This is a genomic window from Larkinella humicola (genome assembly GCF_008727875.1).
GTDB lineage: Bacteria > Bacteroidota > Bacteroidia > Cytophagales > Spirosomataceae > Larkinella > Larkinella humicola.
Map to the genome: position 1 here is coordinate 116,926 of NZ_VTWS01000011.1, position 21,189 is coordinate 138,114.

General features: G+C 53.7%; 15 protein-coding genes and 2 tRNA genes. 11 read left to right on the forward strand and 6 right to left on the reverse strand.

The features are described 5' to 3' along the window. Position 1: 1 nt before the first annotated feature. Positions 2–2,035 carry a DUF5977 domain-containing protein gene (locus F0P93_RS29075; RefSeq protein ID WP_150881316.1) on the forward strand — a complete coding sequence of 678 codons (2,034 nt, stop codon included), beginning with the start codon at positions 2–4 and terminating at the stop codon, positions 2,033–2,035. After that, positions 2,032–2,580, forward strand: a complete 549-nt coding sequence (locus F0P93_RS29080) for a hypothetical protein (RefSeq protein WP_150881317.1) — start codon at positions 2,032–2,034, stop codon at positions 2,578–2,580. Before F0P93_RS29075 ends, F0P93_RS29080 begins: the two co-directional genes overlap by 4 nt. Here F0P93_RS29080 and F0P93_RS29085 read toward each other — a convergent pair. Then, positions 2,573–4,204, reverse strand: a complete 1,632-nt coding sequence (locus F0P93_RS29085) for a PAS domain-containing sensor histidine kinase (RefSeq protein ID WP_150881318.1) — start codon at positions 4,202–4,204, stop codon at positions 2,573–2,575. The genes F0P93_RS29080 and F0P93_RS29085 overlap by 8 nt on opposite strands. A 582-nt stretch (positions 4,205–4,786) precedes the next feature. On the opposite strand from F0P93_RS29085, the gene F0P93_RS29090 reads away from it, so the two are divergent. Further along, positions 4,787–9,010, forward strand: coding sequence for a phage tail tape measure protein (locus F0P93_RS29090; RefSeq protein ID WP_150881319.1), 4,224 nt, complete (start codon positions 4,787–4,789; stop codon positions 9,008–9,010). 94 nt (positions 9,011–9,104) lie between these two features. Beyond that, positions 9,105–10,418 (forward strand): hypothetical protein, encoded by a 1,314-nt coding sequence (locus F0P93_RS29095; protein ID WP_225309697.1) that lies wholly within the window; start codon positions 9,105–9,107, stop codon positions 10,416–10,418. Here the strand turns inward: F0P93_RS29095 and F0P93_RS29100 are convergent. From F0P93_RS29100 to F0P93_RS29110, 3 genes are all read right to left on the reverse strand, one after another. Then, a complete protein-coding gene (locus F0P93_RS29100; protein WP_150881320.1) occupies positions 10,415–11,620 on the reverse strand; it encodes a tyrosine-type recombinase/integrase in 1,206 nt (401 codons plus the stop codon). The two genes, F0P93_RS29095 and F0P93_RS29100, sit on opposite strands and share 4 nt — an antisense overlap. Before the next feature lie 83 nt (positions 11,621–11,703). Further along, positions 11,704–11,777, reverse strand: a tRNA-Pro gene (locus tag F0P93_RS29105). Between the two features lie 80 nt (positions 11,778–11,857). Continuing rightward, positions 11,858–11,947, reverse strand: a tRNA-Ser gene (locus F0P93_RS29110). A gap of 206 nt (positions 11,948–12,153) precedes the next feature. On the opposite strand from F0P93_RS29110, the gene F0P93_RS29115 reads away from it, so the two are divergent. From F0P93_RS29115 to F0P93_RS29135, 5 genes are all read left to right on the forward strand, one after another. Beyond that, positions 12,154–13,116: a vWA domain-containing protein gene (locus F0P93_RS29115; RefSeq protein WP_150881321.1), complete on the forward strand. Its 963-nt coding sequence runs from the start codon at positions 12,154–12,156 to the stop codon at positions 13,114–13,116. Positions 13,117–13,172: 56 nt separating this feature from the next. Continuing rightward, positions 13,173–13,880: a tetratricopeptide repeat protein gene (locus F0P93_RS29120; protein WP_150881322.1), complete on the forward strand. Its 708-nt coding sequence runs from the start codon at positions 13,173–13,175 to the stop codon at positions 13,878–13,880. Positions 13,881–13,904: 24 nt separating this feature from the next. Next, entirely contained in the window at positions 13,905–15,080 is a 1,176-nt protein-coding gene (locus F0P93_RS29125; RefSeq protein WP_150881323.1) for an acetyl-CoA C-acyltransferase, read from the forward strand. A gap of 115 nt (positions 15,081–15,195) precedes the next feature. Further along, positions 15,196–16,155 carry a phosphoribosylaminoimidazolesuccinocarboxamide synthase gene (locus F0P93_RS29130; protein WP_150881324.1) on the forward strand — a complete coding sequence of 320 codons (960 nt, stop codon included), beginning with the start codon at positions 15,196–15,198 and terminating at the stop codon, positions 16,153–16,155. Positions 16,156–16,176: 21 nt separating this feature from the next. Continuing rightward, positions 16,177–16,584, forward strand: coding sequence for an STAS domain-containing protein (locus F0P93_RS29135; protein WP_150881325.1), 408 nt, complete (start codon positions 16,177–16,179; stop codon positions 16,582–16,584). A gap of 135 nt (positions 16,585–16,719) precedes the next feature. On the opposite strand, the gene F0P93_RS29140 is transcribed toward F0P93_RS29135, so the two are convergent. Both F0P93_RS29140 and F0P93_RS29145 read right to left on the reverse strand, forming a co-directional pair. Continuing rightward, entirely contained in the window at positions 16,720–17,742 is a 1,023-nt protein-coding gene (locus F0P93_RS29140) for a Gfo/Idh/MocA family protein (protein ID WP_150881326.1), read from the reverse strand. A gap of 142 nt (positions 17,743–17,884) precedes the next feature. Then, entirely contained in the window at positions 17,885–18,796 is a 912-nt protein-coding gene (locus tag F0P93_RS29145; RefSeq protein ID WP_150881327.1) for a sugar phosphate isomerase/epimerase family protein, read from the reverse strand. Positions 18,797–18,916: 120 nt separating this feature from the next. Here F0P93_RS29145 and F0P93_RS29150 point away from each other — a divergent pair, with 120 nt between their 5' ends. Together F0P93_RS29150 and F0P93_RS29155 are read left to right on the forward strand one after the other, a co-directional pair. Further along, the gene (locus tag F0P93_RS29150) at positions 18,917–19,828 is read left to right on the forward strand and encodes a ribonuclease Z (protein ID WP_150881328.1); all 912 of its coding nucleotides are present in this window, start codon (positions 18,917–18,919) and stop codon (positions 19,826–19,828) included. Between the two features lie 356 nt (positions 19,829–20,184). Beyond that, on the forward strand, positions 20,185–21,171 hold the full coding sequence (locus tag F0P93_RS29155; RefSeq protein ID WP_150881329.1) for a trypsin-like peptidase domain-containing protein: 987 nt from the start codon (positions 20,185–20,187) through the stop codon (positions 21,169–21,171). Positions 21,172–21,189 lie beyond the last annotated feature (18 nt).

A 21,189-nucleotide genomic window follows, 5' to 3' on the forward strand; every position in this document is an offset into this window, starting at 1 on the left:
TATGGACGCCCTGGCCACCCTGACCCATTACCCGGTCCACCTGACCGGCAACCCCATCGTCGTCAACACCGAAGCCGCCGACCCGATCACCTATCCCGACCGCACCGGCTTGCGCTACGGACTGACCCTGATGACCCCGCCCTATTTTCTGGCCAACACCTTCGAGGAGCTCGATACACTTGTGGCCTCAGAAATCCCCCCCGAGGTGCTGGCCACCGGTTCGGTGTACAAAGGCGCGTATTTCGATATTGCCCGGCACCTGGATTCGCTCTTGATCCGCACCCCGCCCACCTTCCGGCAACCCACCATCGGGATCTGTGAGAGCCTGACGACGCCCTACTACGTGCGCCGGATTCGCACCCACGACGATGCGCTGATCGACCAGGTCGATTCGCCGGTGGCCTATGCCATCAAAGCCGGGGTGGCCGAGCGGGATTACGCAGCTTACCACGATTTCTTTTTCACCGAGTACATCGGCAAAGGCAAACGGTTTCTGACTTGGGCTGCCAACGCCCGCACCGTCCACGCCGATCAGCCCGAATACCTCTACCTGCTGACCCACTTTTCACCCCTGCCCACCAGCCTCAAGCTGATCAGTCAGGTTTATTACACCGATGGCACCTCGGAGCGACTCGTGGCCAATCAGCTCACGACGGTGTACCCCTACAAAGTCTACTGCTTTCCGGTAGGACCCCAAGCCCTGGAGCTGACCAGTCGCCCCAAACCGGTGAGTCCTTACGAAGTCTGGGTCAGCAACCAGGACGACGAGCGGCTCACCGAAATCCGCTGGTACCGGCTGGAAACCCAGTACCGCCGAACTGTGCGGTTTCTGCTGTTCGCCAACAGCCTGGGCGGATTCGATACGCTTTACTGCACCGGTAAAGGCGTCGAGCAGGTCAGGTACGTGCGCCAGATCACCGAACGCTTTACCGGCTATGATTACCGACCCGAATTCTCCGAAAAGGAAATCAACGAGGTCACCGGTGAACGGGAACTGACTGTCTCAACCGGCTGGCTGAGCAAAGCCCAGGGCGACTATTTGCAGGAGCTGGCCCTATCACCCGAAATCTACCTGGTCACCGATCGGGCCTACCTGCCGGTGATCCCGGTCACCGACAGTTTGAAAACCGCTGATGACGACGAGACGCTGCTGGGCCGCAACTTTGTGTTCCGCTACACCAATCCGGAACAGCACTACAGCCGCCTGCCCTCGCCCGACCACCTGCCGAAGCGCCCCACTGGCTGGCGACCCAAAGCCATTACCTGTTTGCTGGATGCCAACGGCAAACGCACCGGCATGAAAGCCGCCGTCTTGCTGGAGAAGTATTACGTGGATGACAACACCCGCGTACCGGAAGCTCCCATCAAATCCAACGTGCCCGGCACGGAAGGCTACTTGCCCCCCGTCCCCAGCGCCGACTGTCTGGCGTCGCCCTTTCTGAGCGCGGCCATCAGCCGGTCGGGCACCTTTCAACGGAGCAACTGTGGTGCCGATCAGGTGGGTGGTCCCGCGCTGATCACCGTTCCCGCCGGTTTGTTTGGTTCCGAGGTCAGCCAGGCCGATGCCGACAGCAAGGCGGAAGCGGAGTTTACCCGGCTCATCACCCAAAGCTACGCCGATCAGTATGGCTCCTGCACGACGGCTCCGAAGCTGTACGCCTGGGACGTTCCCGCCGGTCACTGGCATTACCGTTCGGGCAGCCCCCAGCAGATGCAGGTGTATTTCGGCTCGCAGCCCTGGGGCAATAGCTGGACAGAGCAGGGCCAAACCGGCCCGTACGTTTTCCCGCAAAATGCCAACGATCTGAATTTCCCGGTGCAGGGCGATCTCTACTGGTGGTTCCTGATGCTTACCGGCAAAGCGGGCCAAACCTACCGCATCGAAGTATTTTCAAATGGAACACTTGTCATCGACCGGTCGGTGGTGCTCAACCACGAAGGGGGCGAACACCTCTGGCTGTTCGGTACAGACGGCGTAAGCTTCTACAACCCGCTCAGCGGGTCGAAGGTGTACGTTAAAATGACGGAGCAATGAGCGACGATCTGGATTTACTCGATGAGCTGGCCGATCTGGCGCAGGAAATCGTGCACGACGGCGTGGTGATGTTCCAGCGGGCCATTGAAGAAAAAGGGTTGGTACTGACCGAAGAGCTGCTCCAGCAGTTCCAGGCCACCGTCAGCCGCTCGGCGTTGCAGTTGGTGGCAGAAATCTCCTTCCATGAATACGGCCGCTTCAAGGATATGTCCCAGGTGCGCTACGGCGACAAGTTGCCGCCCCTCGATGCGCTCGAGTCTTTTGTGAAAACCGTGGGGCTGGGGCAATTCGGGCGGGTGCCGGGCTACCGGGGCCGCTCGGTGAGCAGCATCAACGAAGCCGCCCGCCGGATTGCGGCCGCCATCCTATTCACCCGCCGGAAAGTGCCGGTAGTTAAAAAACAGTACAGCGGCACCTGGTACAACAGCACCAAGATGCGGCTGATCAACTCGGCCCGCTACCGGCTGCGGGTTCGGACGGCGGAAGTGGTTAATGGGTGGTATACCAGGTTACTGGAACGGGCGGGCGAGAATCAGGTTAATTAAGGTTCAGAGAATCTACAGGGCTATTTGGTAAAACAATCGTAAAGGTTGTTCCCAGCCCTTCATCACTTTGTACACTTAGGGTACCCCCGTGAAGTTCTACAAACTGACGGGCGATGACAAGCCCCAAGCCGGTTCCCTGAATAGAGGTGGTATTACCAGCTCGAAAAAAGGGTTGGAACAAGGATGAAAGATCACTGGCGGGAATGCCGATACCCGTATCGATCACCTGAATCATAACCGTTTCGGACGTAAAGCGTAATACCAGTTGCGGGTTGTCCGGAGCGAATTTAAAAGCATTGGATAGCAGGTTGACCAGGACATGACTCATCAGTTTTTCATCCAGGAAAGTGTTAGATGGTTCCCCTTCCACCGAAAAATCGACTACCCGGCCATCAACTCGGTTACTAAAATACCGGTCAATAATGTGTTGGCATACCATTACGGCATCGGTCCAACGCGGATGAAACGCAATTTTTCCCGCTTCAACGGTTCCCATAGTCAGCAGATCCGTCATCAACTCGTTTAAATGCCCAATCTGTTTAGCAATAACCCCTGTGTATTTTACGATGGCGGGCGTAGCAATATCCGGGGGTTTGACTAGATACAGTTTGATCAAATCCGTACTACTCTGGATGACAGTCAGGGGCGTGCGAAACTCATGAGAAGCGATGGAGACAAACCGGGATTTGAGTTGGTTAAGCTCCTGTTCCCGCTGCAAGGATTGTTGCAGGATGAGTTCATTTTCTTTTTGAGAAGTCACCTCGGCAGCCAAAATCATCACCCCGATGATGGTGTCGGATTCATCACGAAGAGGTGTATACGTATAGTTAAAATAAGCCTCCTGAAACGTTCCGTTCCGCTTTATCCGAACCCGCTCACCCGAGCCGAAGTAGGGCACTCCGGTGTCGTAAACCGTCTCCAGTAGTTCGATAAACCCCTGCCCTTTGAGCTCGGGCTGAAATTGAATCAATTCCATACCAACAACGGAGAAACGTTCCTGCCAGATTTCGTGCATGGCTTCATTCACCACATTAATGACCATATTCCGACCACTCAAAAGAGCAATTCCCAGAGGAGCCTGTTCAAAAAGGGTACGGAAGCGTTCTTCACTTTGCCGTATTTTTTGTTGAGCAATTACCAATTGCGTGGTTTCCTGGCAAACGACCAAAATTCCACCGATTTGGCTAGAATCCGTCAAAACGGGACTGTAACCAAACGTCCAATAAACATTCTCAATTTGACCATTTCGGTAAATAGGAAGGAGTTGGTTTTCACTCCTGGTAGATTCCCCACCGGCAAGCACCTGATCGATCAGGGGCTTTATGACCGGCCAGATCTCAGGCCAGCAATCCTGACCCCGCTGGCCCAACGCCCCCGGATGTTTCCCCAGATTGCCTAAGCTAGGCCGGAAAGCGTCGTTATAGAACTGAATCAACTCGTCACCCCAATACAGTACCATGGGAAACTTGGATGAAAGGAGTAGTGATACCGTGGTAAGCAGACTTTGGGGCCACACATCGGGATTGCCCAATGGGGAATTTTCCCAATCAAAAGCGCGAGTTAGAGCACCCATTTCTCCCCCACCACTCAGGAAATTGACCGATCGTGTGCGATTTTCCGACATAAGTTCAAACTAAAAAAGATTTAATTAGCCTATGAACTGGGCATAGCGTGCAGTGAGGATCAAACTGGATGAGGCTTGGTGCAGATAAATTTACTTCTTTAATTTGATTAATACACCCCTTATTTTACCGCTTTTTAACGACTGATCGATGTGAATGGACATGGATCGGGGGTTTAAACTATCCACTCTGGTTAAAGTTTGGTTTGGTAGACCAAATCGAAAATCCCTTTATAACCAATGGGGCACTTGGTTATACGTACTTTCTGAAATCATAATTATCCTTACCTCTGTAATTTCGGAGTGAATACCCTTTTGCTCGGGTCTATTTAATCATGACCCGCCTGGGTAAAGGATTTTAAATTTTACATAATTTTTGAGTCGTCCCGAAAATATCGACATAGGCGTGCTTTAGGTTTCCGAATTCAAACTGGCAATTACAGGCTCGCTTGGCTTCAAGTCGGCATAAAAAACTAATGTTTTTATGCCGACTTGAAGGACTTAATTTAATTTCCAGTCTTAAGCCGTCCTGTTTCCACTCAGGGCGGCTTTTCAATTTGGTGGCCAGTCCACTACTGCCACCCCATGAATCAGGTTGAAGAGAGTAAAATCAAGCTCATCATCGACGGCGAGGATGCCGAGCGGAGCCTGGCCGGACTGCGCCAGGAAGCCCGCGAAATCACCGCCGAAATGCGCCGGATGAAGGAAGCCGGGGAAGAAAACACCGGCGCCTACCCCCAACTCGCCGAGCAGAAAAAGCAGCTCAACGTCGAGACCCGCGAATACCCCCAGAATCTGGACCTCGAAAACGCGTCGATCAACGAACTCCGGGCCCGCAAGCGCCTGCTCATTGGCGAGCTAAAAGACCTCAAAGTCAACTCCGATGACTGGCTGGACAAACTGAAGGAGGTCGCCGATGTCGATCAGCGGCTCGACGCCGTCAACGCCGAAATGCGCGCCCTCAAAGACCACACCGACGACAACGTTTTGGTCTGGAGCCGCCTGAAAGAAACGTTTCTGGGTACTTTCGCGGCTTTTGCCCTGGACGACATCATTCAGGAGGTCGTTCAGTTTGGCCGCGAGTCGATCCAGGCGGCCGCCGAAACCTCGGATGCCTTCGCCGATATCGCCAAAAGCACCCAGATGACCACCGACGAAGTCGCGGCCCTGGATGCCCAGATCCGGCAGATCGACACCCGCACCGCCCAGGCTGAGCTGCTGGAGATTGCCAAAGTCGGCGGGCAAATCAATATTGCCAAAGACGAGATGCTGGGCTTCGTGCGGGCCACCGACCAGGCCGTGGTGGCCCTGGGCGATGAATTTTCCGGCGGGGTCGAAGAAGTCACGTCCAAGCTGGGAACGATGAAAAATCTCTTTCAGGAAACCAAAGAGATGGATGCCGGAACGGCTATTTCCAAAATCGGTTCGGCCCTTAATGAACTTGGCTCAGCGGGTACCGCTACCGCCCCGGTGGTCGCTGATTTCACCACTCGAATGGGGCAACTCGGCGATCTGTCGCCCCAGATCAGCCAGACGCTGGGATTAGGGGCCGCCTTTCAGGAACTGGGTCTGAGTGCCGAAATCTCCGCCGGTGGTCTATCCAACATCCTGCTGACGGCCGCCCAGGACACGGCCACCTTCGCCCGCCAGCTCGGTCTCACGGAAGGTGTGATGAAAAAGCTCATCAACACCAACCCCAACGAGTTTCTGTTGAAACTGGCCGAAAGTCTCCGGGGTTTACCCGCCGATCAGGTCGCCAAACAGTTGTCCGATCTGGGCATCAAATCGCAGGAAGCCACCAAAGTCATGTCGCTGCTGAAAGACCAGACCCAACTGGTGCGCGACAATCAACTGCTGGCCAACACGGCGATGAAGGACGGCACGTCTCTGACCAAAGAGTTTGAAATCAAGAACCAGACGGCGGCCGCCCAACTCGCCAAATTCGGCAAGGAAGTGCAATCGGCCTCGGTCGATCTGGGCAATAAACTCCTACCGGCGGTGCTCAAAGGGGGTGAACTGGCCCTGACCTTTGGCAAAGCCATCGGAGCCTTACCCGGTTTTTTGAACGAAAACAAAGTCTCGATCGGTTTGCTGGCTGCGGACCTGATTACCTTCAACGCCCAGGCCATTCTGGCCGAAGCCAACTCCCTGCGCCTGGCAGCCGCCGAGAAAATCCGCACCATCGCCACCGAAGGAGCCGCCATCGCCCAGCGGCTGTTGAACGTGGCGATGTCGGCTAACCCCATCGGGGCCGTCATCGCCATTCTGCTCACGCTGGGGGCGGCCCTGGTGGCGGCTTACCAGCACAGCGAAACCTTCCGGGCGAGCGTCAACGGACTCTGGCAGGCGATGAAAACCGCGGCTGACGTCGCCATCCAGTTTGTCAAAGCCTTTGTCACGATGGACATCAAGGGCATGGCCGACGCCATGCTCAACAGCGGCAAACGGGTGGCCGATGCCTTCAGTACCACCTACCAGGCCACCCTCAAAGCGGGTCACGCCAAAACCGAAGCCGATCACCAGACCCACGTCGACAAAAAAGCCACGGCCTCCAAAACCGGGGCCGAGAAAGCCGCTAAAGATGCCCAACTCGCCAACCAAACGGGTCTCACCCAGATCACGCTGGACAATGCCGGTTTTCTTTCCGAGGATGCCAAAAAGCGCCAGGAGCACGAAAGGCAGCGGGCCGAAGAAAAGAAAAAGGCCAATCAGGACGCCATCGATGCGGCCCGCAAAGCCACGATCGAAGCCATCGCCGATGAAAAGGAGCGCAAAATCGCCCAGCTTCGTTTCGAAACCGATCAGGAAAAACAGCGTATCTGGGAAAGTGAAGCCGACCACAAATTGAAGCTGACGCAGTTTGCGGCCGCCGAAAGTGCCTACGAAACCTGCAAAGCCCAAATTGAAAAAGAGTACCGGGATAAAAAAGAGAAAGAGGATCGCGAAGCCGCCGAGAAACAGCAGAAACTGCTCATCAGTCTGATCGCCGATGAACACGAGCGGAAACTGGCCGAGCTGACCTTCCAGGCCACCCAGGCCCGGGCCGAAGTCGAACTTACCATCACCGATGGAAAAAAGAGGGCCGACGCGCTCGACCAGATTAACAAGAAACTGTCGGCGGATATTCAGAAAGAAAACGAGGACCACCGCCAGCAGGAGCTGAAACGTAACCAGGAGAAGCGCGACAAGGAACTGGCCGCCGAAAAACAACTGTTCGATCTGCAGTTTCAGGCCGCCGTTGCCAATGCCGAGCTGTACCTGAATCTGGCCAAGAATAACGCCCAGGCCATCTACGACGCCAAAAAACAGCGGCTCGATGCCGAATACCAGTACAACCGTCAGAAGCTGCAGAACGAAGCCGCCGAAGAAAAGGCCAAGAACGCCGAGCTGATCGCCGATCACGACAAACTTGCGGCCGCCGACAAAGCCATCGACGACCGGCTGAAAGCCCAGCTTACGGCCAACGACCAGAAGTACGAAGCCGACAAAACGACGCTGACCCAGGAACGCACCGCCCAGCGGCTGGCCAACCAGCAGCAGTTTTTCAATGCGGTGGATGGCCTGATGAAAGGCGACTATACGTCGTTCATGACCCTTTTGAATCAGAAACTCGCCAACGAGCAGGCCAGGAACCAGAAAGCCCTGCAGGACTTCACCGCCAAAGGCCAGGAAACCCTGCAGGTGGCCGGCCAGGCCGTGGCGTCTCTCCAGCAGCTCAACCAGAAATACCTCGACAGCCAGCTCAAAAAGATCGAGAAAGAGAAGGAATCCCAGCTCAAATCGTGGAAGGACCAGTACGACAAAGGCAAGATCTCCAAGGAGCAGTACGAGAAAACCATTGCCAAGATCAACGCCGATGCGGCTGAGAAAGAGAAGAACGAAAAGGTCAAAGCCTGGAAACGGGATCAGGCCATGCAGATTGCCATGGCGCTGATCAATGCCGCGATGGCGGCTCTCAAATCGCTGGCGACGATGGGTTTCCCGCTGGGGCTGATCGGTGTGGCGGCCCCGGCGGCTATGGGGGCTATCCAGATCGGGATCATCAAATCCCAGAAACCGCCTTCCTTCGCCCAGGGTGGCTATTTACGCAACGGCGGGGTGCCGAACGGACCCGGCCACGGAAGTGCCTACGGCCAATCGGGCATTGCGCTGGTCCGGCGCGATTCGGGTCAGGAGGTCGGCGAAATGGAAGGGGGTGAACCCATCATGATTCTGTCACGTAACACCTACCGCAACAACCGGCCCATCATCGACAAACTGCTCAACTCCTCGCTGCACCGCAACGGCGCACCCATCATGGCCCGAAACGGTGCCTTGTATACCGATGGCGGAGATTACCGCTCCTACCTGGAGCCGCTACAAGGCGGGCGTAAGTATCTGTTTGGGTCGAAAAAAGCCAAGAAAGCCGCCAAAGAAGCCGAAGAAGAGGCCAAACGAATGGCGGCCGAAGCCGAAGCGGAAAGTGCCAGCTATGATACGGGCGGTTACGATGCAGGGGACTACGGTGATTACGGCGGAGGTGGCGATTTGGAAGGCGTCGATGGCGATGCGGCCGGAGCGGTCTCGATGACCAACGCCGAGATTGGCAAGTCCCAGCAGATGATGACGGCCATCGCCCAAAACACGGAAGAAACCGTCGAGATGCTGTCATCCACCAACGCCACCCTGGTCGGTCTTGCCAACCAGTTGAGCACGGCCAACGGCTACCTCGACCGCATTGCCGCCAAAGAACTCAGCGTCAGCGTGCACAACGTGGTCAACGTCATGAATGCCATCAACGTAGTCAATAACGACAGCAACCTGAAATAATGTTAGACATTCGCATCGAAGGCGTGTCGGTCGACCGCAAACCCGGCATGGTGCTGACGCTGGAGCAATTCAGCCCCTTTTTGATTTTTCGACCGTGCAGGGCAGTCGCATCTATGATTTCCAGTTGCCCAGCACCCCCACCAACCGGCGGGTGCTGGGGCACCTGCACAACCCGCAGGTGGAAAGCAGTAAACGGCGCTGGTACTGCGAGAAGTACCATAACAGCACCATCGTCGAGCAGGGCTACGTCAAAATTCGGGAAACCACCCCCGATTACAGTCTGTATTTCACCCAGAACCTGGGCGATATTTTCGGCGATTACCAACTAATCCCGCTTTCGCAGCTCACCGCACTGGGCAGCGAACCGGTTCCGGCATCGCCGGTCGCCAGCGTCGATCCGCTGGTGGACCGGTATTGCTTTCCCACCCTTCATAACCCGGCCTTCTACGGCAACCAGGTCGTGGGCGGTTTTACCGGCAAAGTCAATGAGCAGGAAGCAGGGCTTTATAAAACGACCGCTCGCGTGCCGATGTTCTTCGTGCACCAGATCCTGAAACGCTACGGGGAACTGACGGGCTGGCGGTTTGAGGGGGCCTTCATGGATAGCCCCGCCATGCAGCGGCTGGTGTTTTACAACCTGTACCCGCTCGATGAGCAGACCACGCTCACCTACAGTAATCATTTGCCGGAAATTACGATGGGCGGACTCTTGATCGAACTGCGGAAACTCTTCAACCTGTGGCTGGATTTCAACGTGCGTCGAAAGATCTGCACGATTGACTTTGTCGATGACGTGCTGGCGCAGCCCACGCTCACCAACTGGAGCTACAAAACCGGCCCGGCCCACCTGCGCATTCCCGACCAGCACGGAAGGCTGGAGCTGAGCTACGAGATCGACGGCAATGATGCAACCATGAAACCCATTCCAGCGGTAATGGACAAGTACCAGACGCCGGAGAACGACGAGAAAGCGGGCGGGGTGCTGTTGCCCGTCAAGTCACGGTTTTCCACGCTGCTGACTGACCCAGCCACAGGCCTGGCCACCACCAGCCAGACCGGGTTTAGTGTCCTGAACAAAGACAGCAAACCGGTTCTGAGCAACCGGCTGTTGTTCTACAACGGTCTGGTGGCCGGGGTGCCCACGGCCACCAATGCCTACGCGGGCCAGACCCTGCTGTGGTCGGGGGCGGGCAACCTGGTGGACACCCACTGGCGCCGGTTCGAGCGTTTCAAGGGCCGCACCTTCCCGATCCGGCGGAATCTGTATCTGTCGGCGGCCGATCTGGCCCGCTTCACCCTGCGCCAGAAGGTCCACATCCAGGGCGTCGATTACCTGATCAGCTCCCTGAAAACCGCCCTGGGTGATGATCCGATCCTGATCTGCGAAGCGGAGCTGTGGCGGGTTTAGATGGTCGGAAACTCGTTGAGCTTTTCGGGTCGGATGACCAGGCCCAGCTTGCGCAGATAGCGATCGGTTTGGTTGATCGTGGAATGGCCGCACTGCTCCTGGATCAGCTTCATGTCCAGGGTGGCACTCCAGAGCGCAATGACCCCGGTCGGTTTCCAGGAATAGATATCGTAATCCTTGCCGAATAAACCCAGTTTCTTCAGGTGCCGGACGTGGCGGTTGTAATAGCTATTCTGGCCCGGCGGGGTGGGTCCCGGAACCACCTTGAAATTATCCGGATGATTGGGGTTGTCCGAATTACTGGCGTTGCTGAACACGAAGTAGTCCGGCGGATATTTCCGTAAACCGAGACGAATGATTTCGGCCTCAAGGGCCGGGGAAAGAAAAGGGTACCGAAACCGGTTCGTTTTTCCCCGTTTTGCCGTAATCCGGATGCTGGTTGGCATCAAGTCTTTCACCTGGAGCAAGCGAATCTCCTGCCCCGGCCGGGCGAAGGTGTAGTAAATAAACTGGCAGAAAAGCCACAACTGCTCGTCGCCCCGCTCCAGAATCGATTCCTTCAATTCACGGATCTGCTCCGGGGTAAAGGGCAAGTGATCCTCCGATTCCTCCAGGGAGTCTTTTCGGATCTTTGCCGCCGGATTCTTCTCGATCACTTCCCGCTCGACGTACATCTCAAAAAACGAGTGCATAAAACCCAGGATGTTATTGCGGGTCTTGCCCGCCAGCCTGACCTGGTCCATGAACGCCAAAACGACGGGTTTGGTGATCTGGCGTAACTGCACCTGGGCATTCCCCCGTTCCTTGAAAAACGCCAGGAAATGGTTGCTGTAATTGGTGTACAGGATCGCCGTACTGTCGGCAATATCGCGTTTGGTTTGAAAGAAGTAGGCCACCGCCTGGGTCAGCGTCAGGTTTTTACTGAGGGTAACGTCGGAGGCCGCGGGTTGGGGACTCGGTTTGGGGGTGCCGACATAGGCCCCGCTTTGTAGTTCTTTGCTTACCCAAGCAATTATTTCCGACGCATCCTGCTCGCGTTCGGCGTCGGTACGCCCTTCGACCGAAACGCGCTTGCGAACGAGCTTCTGGGTATCCACATTCCAGACGTAGTACAGGATATACCAGACATTGGTGGTTTTGATCAACCGGGGGAGTTTGTAGGGGTAGGGACTACGGTTCGAATTTTGGGTTCTTTTTGTCACAATTCACTCTTGGAAAAGTACAATTACGGGCAGTTGTTACAAAAAAAACCGCCCAAATCGTTAAATTTAGGCGGTTTTTAGCGTCGGGGTGGCAGGATTCGAACCTACGACCTCCTGGTCCCAAACCAGGCGCGATACCGGGCTACGCTACACCCCGATTACTTTCGAGAGCACAAAGGTACGATTTTAATTCGGAAAAGAAAATCGGGGCCTCTAAAATCCCTTCTATTTAAATTCTGGCGGAGAGAGAGGGATTCGAACCCTCGGTACCGTTGCCAGTACGACAGTTTAGCAAACTGTTCCTTTCGGCCACTCAGGCATCTCTCCAGAACAATCCCAAAGCCGCTTTGGCGTCATTGGGGTCACAAATATAGAGGTATTCCCACCGTTTCGCCAAGATTTCAGCCAAAAAAGTTTCGCAGCAATTTGTGATCTCCGGTAGCGCATCCGGTCATTTCCTCCTAATTTCGCAGCTTCACGGAGTCAATCCAACGGCCTACAGTTCGTTGATGTCCTGATCCTTTGCGAATTGCATGAACTGGAATCACAGCCTGACCCAAACCGAATACCTCTTCATAGCCGTCTTCGTGCTGCTCTATGGCTATTATTTTTTTCGAACCTTTCGGGTTGCGCGCTTGCTGGGCAGCACCGCCTGGGCCACCATTCCGAAGTTTTTTCTGCGAACCGGCTACTTCATCCTCCTGCTGATTGCGTTGCTCGGCCCCTCTTTCGGGGTCGTTGAAAAAGAACTGGTTTCAGAAGGAAAAGATATTTACATCGCCGTCGATCTTTCCAAATCAATGGACGCGACCGACATTCCGCCCACACGGCTGGAAAAAGTAAAGTATGAACTGAAACGGCTGGTCGATGCGCTGCCCGGCAACCGGTTTGGCCTGCTGGTTTTCTCCACGGAAGCCTACGTTCATGCCCCGCTCACGTCGGATCAGGGGGCACTGACGCTGTTCATTCAATCTCTCAATACCAAGCTCGTCCCCGAATCCGGCACCAACCTGTGTTCCGCCGTGGAACTGGCCCTGCGGAAACAACTGGCCGAAACCTCGGATCTGACCCAAACCAAAGTATTAATTCTGCTGACGGACGGCGAAGATTTTGGGGAATGTGACCCGGCCCTGGCCGGTCAACTGCGGAGATACGGTATTGCGCCTTTTGTCGTTGGCGTCGGTACCGAAAACGGCAGCACCATTCCGACGCCTAAAGGAAACCTGCGCGACAAAGACGGCAAGGTTGTGCAAACCCGCCTGAATCGCAGCTATTTACGGCAGTTTGTGAAGGAAACCCGCGGCTCATACCTAGAACTGGCGTCGTCGTCCGGCGACCTGACTCCCCTCATTTCGGCCATCCAGACGATGGAAAACCGGCTGGTCGACCAGCGCAAACTGGAGGTGACGACCAATAAATACTATTACTTTCTGGTCGTGGCGCTGGTTCTGATCGCCATCGACATCCTGGTGACGGTTCGAACGTTTAAGCTGTAAACCCGTTCCAGTTGTCCAAAAGAGTTCGTATTTTTGCGAACGTTTCAAGCCCAAACATGACCTACCTGATTTTATCGGTTTTGCTCTGGTTGTACGACAATCGTTCTTTCGATAAGATTTCGCATGATAACATCGCGCGGATTGAAGGGCTACGGGCCTACCAGGCCGGTAATTACAAACGGGCTACCGAGCAATACGTCGCCCTGGTCAACTCGGCGCTATTTGTGGAGCCATCGGCCCGGCTGAATCTGGCTCACTCCTATTTTCAACTCCGGCAATACGCCCAGGCCCAGAAACATTACCGGTTGGTGGCGCAGGTCAGCCAACCCGACCTGGCCGCGGCTGCCGAAATCCAACTGGGTGTTATTGCGGTTTTGCAAGGCGATTCAACCGCTGCGCTGACCTTGTTCCGGAAAGCACTGAATACGGTTCCGGCCCTTGAGCCCGCCCAGTTTAACTATGAACTGATCAAAAAAACCTACTCCGGCAAGCCCATTCCCAATAGCGCTCAGCGACCTAAACCCAAACCGCGTCAATCACAGCAGGAAACGGAAACGGCGCTGGAACGGGGAAAAGAAAGTGGTACGGAAGTGGAACAGGGGGATACTAAAAACGAGTTGTTGCGTCGGCTTCGGTCGCTGAATCTGTCGGAAGAACAGGCTTTGTCGATTCTGAATTCCATGCAGGCCAATGAAGTGCAGTACATCCACCAGCGAAAACAAACGGCCAAAACGAAAGACCGGCTTACATTCAACACCTATTAGATCGCCCAGACAAACCCATTGACTATGAATGATGTAGTGATTGTCTCGGCTGTCCGCACGCCGATTGGTAGCTTTGGAGGAACGTTGGCTCCCCTGACGGCTACCGAACTGGGTGCGATGGCGATCCGGGCGGCATACCAGCGAGCCGGACTTCTTCCCGATCTGGTGGAAGAAGTCATTATGGGGAACGTCGTGTCGGCCAATCTGGGGCAGGCCCCGGCGCGGCAGGCGGCTTTGAAAGCCGGTTTGCCCGTAACCGTCCGCTGCACGACGGTCAATAAAGTGTGTGCGTCGGGAACAAAAGCCATCATGATAGCGGCTCAAACCATTCAACTGGGCCAGGCCGACGTCATCATTGCCGGTGGTATGGAAAGCATGTCGAATGCGCCTTATTACATCCCGAAAGCGCGGTTTGGGTATAAATATGGCGACGGGCAGTTGATCGACGGGCTGGCAAAAGACGGCTTGGTCGATCCGTTTGACCAAAATGCCATGGGCGTTTTTGCCGATCAAACCGCCATCAAATACAACATCAGTCGCGAAACCCAGGACGCGTTTGCGATTCAGTCATACCAGCGGGCGGCAGAAGCCACGAAAAATGGTAGTTTTGGAGCCGAAATCATCCCGGTTGACGTTCCGACCAACAAAGGCAACCTGACAGTGAGCGAAGATGAGGAATATAAAAACGTATTTTTTGATAAAATTCCGAAGCTGAAACCGGCATTTTCGCCCGACGGTACCGTCACGGCGGCCAACGCATCGACCATCAACGACGGAGCATCGGCCCTAGTGTTGATGAGTCTGAAAAAGGCGGAGGAACTGGGACTGAAACCCATCGCCCGCATTCTCGGCTATGCCGATGCCGAACAGGAACCGGCCCTGTTTACGACCTCCCCCACGCTGGCCATTCCGGCTGCTTTGAAACGGGCGGGGGTAAAACCGGAAGACGTTGACTATTACGAAATTAATGAAGCGTTTTCAGTCGTGGCCCTGGCGTGCAGCCAGATTCTGGAAATACCGCAGGCAAAACTGAATGTCAACGGCGGGGCGGTTTCACTGGGGCATCCGCTGGGCGCGTCTGGTGCGCGAATCGTAACGACCCTGGCTAATGTCTTGCAACAACGAAATGGTCACATTGGAGCCGTTGGCATTTGCAACGGTGGCGGGGGCGCGTCGGCGCTGGTGATTGAGAAAATATAATTTTAAATGTAAAATGTAAAATGAGGAATGATAAATGTAAAAGTTAGAAATCGAGACCCGCACTTTTACATTTATCATTCCTCATTTTACATTTATAATTGTTTTGACTTCGAAAATGAGTAATCCCAAGCAGGCGATAAAAGAAACCAATTTTAAGTTTGACGGACAAACCGGTTTCTACCGGGGTAAAGTTCGCGATGTGTACCATTTCGACGACCGCCTGATTATGGTGGCCAGCGACCGGATTTCGGCTTTCGATGTGGTGTTGCCCGTCCCGATTCCGTACAAAGGACAGGTGCTCAACCAGACAGCAGCCCATTTCCTGAAAGCCACCGCCGACATCGTCCCGAACTGGCTGCTGGACGTTCCCGACCCGAACGTGAGTGTGGGCCTGAAATGCCAGTCATATCCCGTCGAGATGGTGGTGCGGGGCTATCTGGCCGGTCATGCGTGGCGCGAATACCGCGCGGGAAAACGGACGCTCTGCGGAGTGGCGTTGCCCGACGGTCTGAAAGAAGCCGATCAACTTCCCGAGCCGATCATTACGCCCTCCACCAAAGCTCAGGAAGGACACGATGAGGACATTTCGCGGGAAGAGATTCTGGCTCAGGGCATTGTCCCCGAAAACGAATACGTTCAGCTTGAAAAATACGCCCTGGCCCTGTTTAATCGCGGCACCGAAATGGCCGCCGAACGCGGGCTGATTCTGGTCGATACCAAGTACGAATTCGGGATGCTCGATGGGCAGATTTATTTGATCGACGAGATTCATACCCCGGATTCATCCCGGTATTTTTACGCGGATTCCTACGCCGAGAACCAGGAGAAAGGCATACAGCAGAAGCAGTTGTCGAAGGAGTTTGTCCGGGAATGGCTGATCGCCAACCAGTTCCAGGGCAAAGAAGGCCAGACGATTCCGGCGATGAGTGACGAATGGATCGACCAGATTTCCAATCGCTACATCGAACTCTACGAGACCGTGACCGGCCAGCCTTTTATCCGGTCGGAAACTGATAATATTTACGACCGCATTGAAGAAAATATCCGCCGTTCGCTAACTGTTACTTATTTTTGAAACGGACCAAGGTTATCCACTATGAATTATGCCATTGAAAAAAACGAGCAGTATTCGCTCGTTACGCTAAATGAAACGGTATTTGGCGGGGAGGTTCCGACGACCTTCGAAACCCTCAGCCGAAACCTCTTCCGGGAAGGCTACAGCAACATCATCGTCGATTTTACGGCGGTTCAGGAAATCGAAGATGGCGGGGTTCCCACCATCCGGAAAATCAACCGGCAATGCTCCAATGAATCCGGTTTGTTGATTCTGGTGACGAAAAACGAGGATGTCATCGACTTTCTGGACGGTTCAAAAATTCCGGATCTGACCATTTTGCCAACGGTTGAAGAAGCCGTCGATGCCGTGTTTATGAATGAACTCGAAAACGACTTCCGCAGCGAAGACGACGACAGTTACGAATTTGGGGGAAGTTCAGACGATTAAGTTGTCATAGAGAGCCATTCCATTTTTCCTTGTTTATTGTAACCTCATCCTTGAAATTTAAAGATTGAATTTTTAAATTTCAAGGATGATATATCGGCAATTCACGCAAAGATTTTCGTTCGGAAATCCAACTTTCTACCGTTCCGCCGACGCGTAAATCCGCTCCACGACTTCCTGCAAAATCGCGCCCTGCTCCGCCGTGCAGACGTTGGACGGTTTTCCCAGACAGGCATCCAGAAAAGCCGCCGTATTCTTGAGCTGAATATCAACATCTTCCAAATACGGAAAGTGAACATCTGCCAGTTCGCCGGCCACTTCGGTGTAGAGTGAAAACGGAAACAGCTTTGCCCCGCCTTTGCTGCCAAACACCTCCAGATTACGGTCTATATCGGTTTTCGTATTCAACGCAAACGAAGCCGAGAGCATAATGGACGCTTTGTTCGGGAACGACAGATAGGCCATGCAGGCATCTTCCACTTCAAACTTCTGCGGGTCCCAGGAACCCATCAGCCCTTTGCCCCCGGTTTTCCCGATGAAATCGTAGGTGTTCGCCAGAATGTTTGCCGGAACCGCATAGTCGAGCGCACACAATGCCAGATCGAGCACGTGGACGCCCAGATCCATCAACGCTCCTCCGCCCTGCATTTCCTTGTTCGTAAAATATCCCCAGCCCGGAATGCCCCGCCGACGCAGAAAATTCGCTTTGATGTGGTAAATGTCGCCCAGTTGACCGTTGGCTTTGCACCGCATCAGCAACTCCCACTCGCTCGTTTGCCGCAGTTGCAGGTTATAGGCCAGAATCAGTCCTTTTTGAGCCGCCAGATTAGCCATTTCACGAGCCTGGTGAGCGTGGAGCGCAGGCGGTTTTTCGCACAAAACGTGGCAATTGTTTTCCAGCGCCTGCATCGTGAACGGATAATGCAGGGTATTCGGGGTGCAGTTGATGACCACGTTTGGTTGACACGTCCGGTACATTTCCGCAGCGTCGGCAAAGGCGTGCGGAATCCCGTGCTGATCGGCCAGCGCCCGGGCTTTCGATCCGTCGCGGCTGCAAACGGCCACGATGTCGACCAAATCCGAAAGATTTTTCAGCGCCGGAATGTGGTTTTTATCGGCAATACTTCCTCCGCCAATGATGGCAGCTTTAAATTTCGACATGCGGGTTACGGAAATTAAGTTAGGGAAAGAGTTGTTTCGCAGAGTTAAGCGGAGGAAAGCAGAGTTACGCAGAGTTTTTTCTCTAATGAACTCTGCGTAACTCTGCTTTCCTCCGCTTAACTCTGCGAAACAAAAATCAATATCAGGCCAGAAACTGGCTCAGGTAATTGCGTGCGGTGAGAATGGCCGTCTGTACGTCTTCGGGACTGCCTTCGTAGGCTTTGTCTTCCACTTCGATGCAAACCGGGCCGCGGTACCGGACGTCGGTCAATGCCGTGAAAAATTCCCGCCAGCGGACGTCGCCCAAACCGGGTAGTTTCGGCGAATGGTATTCCAGCGGATTGGCCATGATGCCGACGCGGTTCAGCTTGTCACGATACAGTTTTACGTCCTTGAGGTGAATGTGGTGGAGCCGGTCTTTGTAGTCGTAAATGGGCCGCACTTCGTCCATGATCTGAAAAATCAGGTGCGACGGATCGTAGTTGAGACCCAGAATCCGCGACGGAATGATCTCGAACATCCGGTCCCAGATCGCGGGCGTCGTCGCCAGATTCTTCCCGCCTGGCCATTCATCATTCGTGAACCACATGGGACAGTTTTCGATGCCAATTTTTACGTTATTTTCCTCGGCAACTTTCACAATTTCGGGCCAGTGAGCCGCGAACAACTTCAGGTTTTCCGTGATGTTGAGCGACGGATTCCGACCAATGAAGGTATTGACTACCGGCACATTCAGCTTCGCAGCCGCCCGGATCACTTTCTTGATGTGTTCGCGGAAGTAGGCGGCTTTTTCCGGATTCGGATCGAGCGGATTCGGATAATAGCCCAGGCCCGAAATGTAAACACCATATTTTTGCGTCAGTAACTGAATGTGTTTGACATCCAGGTTGTCGACGTCGATGTGCGACACGCCCGCATACCGCCGGGCGTCCGCGTGATCCGTCGGCCAGCACATGACCTCCACGCATTTGAAGCGTTGCTCCGATGCAAATTGTAACACATGTTCCAGATCGTAGTCCGCCAGAATGGCACTTACAAAACCAAGATGCAGCATAGAGTGGGTTTTACGGTTTTCAGTTATAAAGGTTTCAGGGATGCGCATCTGATGCGCATCCCTGAAAGAATAAGTTGAGATTCGGAAACTGAATGGATTCCCGGCAAGTTTACAAAAAATATGACATTCAACCTGACTATACTTGGCAGCGGTTCAGCAACGCCCATCCTGAATCGCCACCCGACCGCCCAGGTCGTTGCGATTGAAGGCGATTATTTTCTGATCGACTGTGGGGAAGGAACGCAATACCGTTTGATGGAAAACCACCTCCGGCCCGGTCGGCTCAAATACATTTTCATCAGCCACCTCCACGGTGACCACTATTTCGGGCTCGTCCCGTTGCTGTCGAGCCTCAACCTGTCCGGCCGAACCGATGATCTGTGGCTGTTCGGCCCGCGCGGGCTTTGGGAGATTATCACCACGCAGTTCCGGTACTCGGACACGAAGCTGAATTATCCGCTTCATTTTCAGGAAACCGACCCGCACCAGCCAACGCAGCTTCTCGACCACCCGAACGTCCGGGTTGAAACCATCCCGCTCCAGCACCGCATCGACTGCACCGGTTTTCTGTTTCGGGAGAAAAACCGCAAACGGAAACTGATTGCCGAAAAACTGCCCGCTGATTTGCCGGTGGCTTTCTACCGGCATTTAAAAGATGGCAACGATGTTCTGGATGACCTTGGGCAGGTTCTGTACCGTGCCGAAGACTACACCATCCCCGCCCCACCGGCTCGCTCCTACGCGTTTTGCTCCGATACGCGCTACCATGAAGCCATGTTCGACCAGATTCGGGGCGTAGATTTGCTGTACCACGAAGCCTCGTTTCTGGACGATATGGAAGCGCTAAGCGAAAAATACTTCCACTCTACCGCCCGGCAAGCAGCATTAACGGCGGTTCAGGCGGAAGTGGGCCGGTTGATGATTGGGCATTTTTCATCGCGCTACAAAACCACCGACGAGTTTCTGGTTCAGGCCCGGTCCGTTTTCCCGGAAACGGTTCTGGCGGTTGAAGGGGAAACGACGGAGGTATAATCGTCGGTAAAAACCATTCCCTTACACCAAGCCGGGTAGAAGGATAGCGCCGTTTTCACCCTTTTGATTATTCATGAGGGAACAAAATCGACCGGGAATCCTGGCAGGCATTACCCGTTAAATAAATATTTTGCGTTTTTTAATATCGTATTGAAAAACCGGTATTTTAGCATAAAAAACCGCCTGAATTTCCTGTGTCAGTCTCAGCTTATACCAAAGCAGCGTCGTAAACCCTTGACTGGCCCTTCATTGAATTTTGCAGCCTTATTTTTGAGGTAATCCATTGCCATTCATGCTTTGTAATGTGATTATAGCCTTGCTATTCCCTAAATCTATCCTCTTTTAAAATAGTTTTTATGGCTGATTTTATTGATGATATCAGAAAACTTATTGCTGATGGCAAAATGAGTCAGGCGCTTGAACAGCTTACAAATTACTTACATTTCAACAGCCCTGACCATTACAATGAAATTATCCTTCATACAGCGAAGTACAACCGATTGTTACTAAGCGAACGGAAAGGGTTAATCACCCAGGAGCAGTTTGAAGTCGGGCAAGTCAAAATCTCCCATGCTCTACTACAATTACTTGAAGTGCTCCCGAAAGAAGTCGACCGCAGCCTATTTCCACTTGACATCAGAATTGAATTGCAGTCAGCTTTCACAACGGCAGTAAAAAAAATTAGCAGGGAAAAGATTCTCGGCATCAATAATCTTAAACAAATTTCGTGGATTGAAACAGGAATCAAAGCGACCAAAAGCGTGTGTCGTATTTTGACTCCGGTTGGTCTTGGAACCGGCTTTCTAATTGATGAAGGCATCCTGATGACTAACCACCATGTCATTCCAACGGCATCAATTGCAGAACAGACCAAAGTTGAGTTTAATTATCAATTGAATGCGTCAAATGAATTATTGACAACTTACCGGTATAGACTCGACCCAGCCTATTTTTATACCAATCCTGCCCTCGATTACACCATTGTACGGATAAAAGCCGATGCATCAAAACCTCCTTTAGAACAGTGGGGCAAACTGCACCTTAATCCCGATGCAGATCCGGTTCCCGGCGAACACGTATCCATTACACAACATCCCAACGGTGGACTCAAGCAAATCGTATTGACCTCCAGTGTAACCATCAATACGGATTCCTACAAGCTACGTTACACCAGTGACACCATGGCCGGATCGAGCGGTTCTCCCGTATTCAACGACCTTTGGCACGTCATTGCGATTCACCATGCCTCCACTCCAATTCAGGACGACAGCGAATACAACTCGCTTAACGAAGGGATTTTAATGTCATTTATCAAGCCGGATTGTGGAACCTTCTGGCCGTAAAAGGTCGATTTTCGAGTA